The sequence below is a fragment of the Streptomyces capoamus genome (assembly GCF_014654935.1).
GTDB lineage: Bacteria > Actinomycetota > Actinomycetes > Streptomycetales > Streptomycetaceae > Streptomyces > Streptomyces capoamus.
Map to the genome: position 1 here is coordinate 1 of NZ_BNBF01000044.1, position 3371 is coordinate 3371.

The window sequence follows — 3371 nt, forward strand, 5'->3', positions numbered from 1 at the left end:
GGGGGGGGGGGGGGGGGGGGGGGGGGGGGGGGGGGGGGGGGGGGGGGGGGGGGGGGGGGGGGGGGGGGGGGGGGGGTTGGGGGGACGCCGGTCGCTGCGGTGCCGGGATCGCACGGCTCGGCGGTGTCGCTCGTCGCCGTGCCGGAGCCGCCGGAGCCGCCGGGTTCGCCGGTGCTGCTCGCTGCCGTGCCGGGGTCGCCGGCGCTGATGGCCGGCGTGCCGGGGGCGTCCGCCCCGGGGGCGCCGGTCGTGGCCGGGTCTGTGGCGTGGGTCGCGGGGGTGTCGCCGGAGCCGCCGGCACCGGTCGCTGCCGTGCCGGGCTCGCCGGTGCTGCTCAGCGGCGTGCCGGGGGCGGCGGTCGGGGCCGGGGTGGCCGGCGGCGGGGTGGGGATCGTCCGGTCGGCGTTCCCGCTCGCCGGCCCGGCGGCCGGCTCCGTGGGCGCAGGCATCGTCGGGATCGCCGGCGGGGATGGGGGCGTGCGGTCGGCGCCGCCCGGCCGGGCCGCCGCCTCGTCGATGCTGCTGTCCATGCCCACAGACCTTACGGCCCGCCACCGACAGCGACCCGGCCGCCGCCCGGGCCGACCGCGCGATCCCGGGGCAAACACAAGGGGTGCCGGGGCGAAACGTGCCACCACGGCCGCATACCATCGACCAGAGACCCCTTCCGTCCGGCAGGTACGGAAGACGCTTCGAACGAGGGGACACCGTGGACGTGAGCGGCGGGAGCGGGCAGCCGCGGTCCGGCAACGACGAGCCGGCCGAGCACTCCGCTGACCCTACGGCCCCGGCGACCGGACCCACCGACCACTCCGGCCCCGCGCCCGACACCCCCGCCACCGCACCCCGTGACGACGCCCCCGAGGAGCCCCGGGCCACCGGCCCCCGCGAACCGGCCCGACCGACCCGGCGCGAGGATCCGGACGGATCGGTCCGGCCGTCCGAACCGGAGCGGCCGGCCCCCGACGCCGCCCCGGAACACCGCTCCCTCGCCCACTCCGGCATCGCCAAAGGCGATCCGCCCGAGCGCCGGCCGAGGGAACCCGGCGGCGGCATCCTGATGGGCCGCCCCTTCGGCGTGCCCGTCTACGTCGCGCCGAGCTGGTTCCTCGTCGCCGCCCTGATCACCTGGGTCTTCGGCGGACAGCTCGACCGCGTGCTGCCCGAGCTCGGCGCCGCCCGCTACCTGGTCTCCCTCTTCTTCGCGGTCGCCTTCTACGCCTCCGTCCTGGTCCACGAGCTGGCCCACACGGTCGCCGCGATCCGCTTCAAGCTCCCGGTCCGCCGCATCCAGCTGCAGTTCTTCGGCGGCGTCTCGGAGATCGAGAAGGAGGCCGAGACCCCCGGCCGCGAGTTCGTCCTGGCCTTCGTCGGCCCGCTGCTCTCCCTCGTCCTGGCCGGCCTGTTCTACCTCGCCATGAAACCCGTGGAGCCCGGCACCGTCCCCGGCGTCCTGCTGGCCGGACTGATGGTCTCCAACCTCATCGTGGCGATCTTCAACCTCCTGCCCGGCCTCCCCCTCGACGGCGGACGCATGCTCCGCGCCGTCGTCTGGAAGATCAGCGGCAGGCCGATGGCCGGCACGATCGCCGCCGCCTGGGTCGGCCGCGCCCTCGCCGTCGCCGTCCTGGTCGGCCTCCCGCTGCTCAACCAGTCCGGCGCCCTCGGCGGCAGCGGCGAAGACATGGGCGGCATGGACACCGTCACCGACGCCCTGCTCGCCGCGATCCTCGCCGCGATCATCTGGACCGGCGCCGGCAACAGCCTGCGCATGGCCCGGCTGCGCGAACACCTCCCCGAACTGCGTGCCCGCGCCCTCACCCGGCGGGCCGTACCCGTCGAGAACGACACCCCGCTCTCCGAGGCGCTGCGCCGCGCCAACGCCGCCGGCGCCCGCGCCCTGGTCGTGGTCGACGCCGACGGCCACCCGCTCTCGCTGGTCCGCGAGGCCGCCATCGTCGGCGTACCCGAGCACCGCCGCCCCTGGGTGGCCGTCAGCGGCCTCGCCCAGGAGCTGACCGAGGGCATGCGGGTCTCCGCCGAGCTGGCCGGGGAAGAACTCCTCGACGTCCTGCGCGCCACCCCGGCCACCGAGTACCTGGTGGTCGAGGAGAGCGGCGAGATCTACGGCGTGCTGTCGGCGGCGGACGTCGAGCGGGCCTTCGTCAAGGCCATGGCCAGACCCACCGCCTAGCCGCCGTGGTCGGCACCCCTCACCGGGACCGGTACGCTGGTCACATGTCCGAACCGACCGGTGCCGCCCGCAGGCGCGGGCCCTTCAAGGTCGGGGACCAGGTACAGCTGACCGACCCCAAGGGCCGCCACTACACGTTCACGCTCGAAGCAGGGAAGAACTTCCACACCCACAAGGGCTCCTTCCCGCACGACGAACTGATCGGTGCTCCCGAGGGCAGCGTTGTCCGCACCACCGGCAACGTGGCCTACCTCGCGCTGCGCCCCCTGCTCCCCGACTACGTCCTGTCCATGCCCCGAGGGGCAGCCGTCGTCTACCCGAAGGACGCGGGGCAGATCCTCGCCTTCGCGGACATCTTCCCCGGCGCCCGCGTCGTGGAGGCCGGCGTCGGCTCCGGCTCGCTCAGCAGCTTCCTGCTGCGGGCCATCGGCGACCAGGGCATGCTGCACTCCTACGAACGCCGCGAGGACTTCGCCGACATCGCCCGGCAGAACGTGGAGCGCTACTTCGGCGGCCCCCACCCCGCCTGGCAGCTCACCGTCGGCGACCTCCAGGACAACCTGTCCGACACCGACGTCGACCGCGTCATCCTCGACATGCTCGCCCCCTGGGAATGCCTGGAGGCCGTCTCCAAGGCGCTCGTCCCCGGCGGCATCCTGTGCTGCTACGTGGCCACCACCACCCAGCTCGCCCGGACCGTGGAGTCCATCCGCGAGATCGGCTGCTTCAACGAGCCGACCGCCTGGGAGACCATGATCCGCAACTGGCACATCGAGGGCCTCGCCGTCCGCCCGGACCACCGGATGATCGGCCACACCGGCTTCCTGCTCACCGCCCGCCGCCTCGCCGACGGCGTCGAGCCGCCCATGCGCCGCCGCCGCCCCGCCAAGGGCGCCTACGGCGAGGACTACGCCGGACCCAACGCCGACGGCGGCGCCGGCCGCTGACCGGCACACCCGCGCACAACGCCCGGGCGCCGCGACCCAGTTCCCCACCGGCACAGGGGAACTCGGTCACGGCGCCCGTCCGTTGACCCGGTACCCCCGCACCGGCGCCCCGGAGCGGCGCCCGCCGCCCGCGCACCTGTCCCGACCCCGCCGTTCCCCCCGCACCGCGGCGTGTGGCACCATGCAGGCCATCCCACCGGCACAGCCCTCACAGGAGACACTCCTCGTGC

At 75.3% G+C, this 3371-nt stretch carries 2 protein-coding genes; both read left to right on the forward strand.

Going from position 1 to position 3371, the window contains the following annotated elements; genetic code table 11:
- Positions 1-709 precede the first annotated feature (709 nt).
- Entirely contained in the window at positions 710-2194 is a 1485-nt protein-coding gene (locus IE312_RS36575) for a site-2 protease family protein (protein WP_189986631.1), read from the forward strand.
- A gap of 44 nt (positions 2195-2238) precedes the next feature.
- Entirely contained in the window at positions 2239-3141 is a 903-nt protein-coding gene (locus IE312_RS36580; protein ID WP_014671696.1) for a tRNA (adenine-N1)-methyltransferase, read from the forward strand.
- Positions 3142-3371 lie beyond the last annotated feature (230 nt).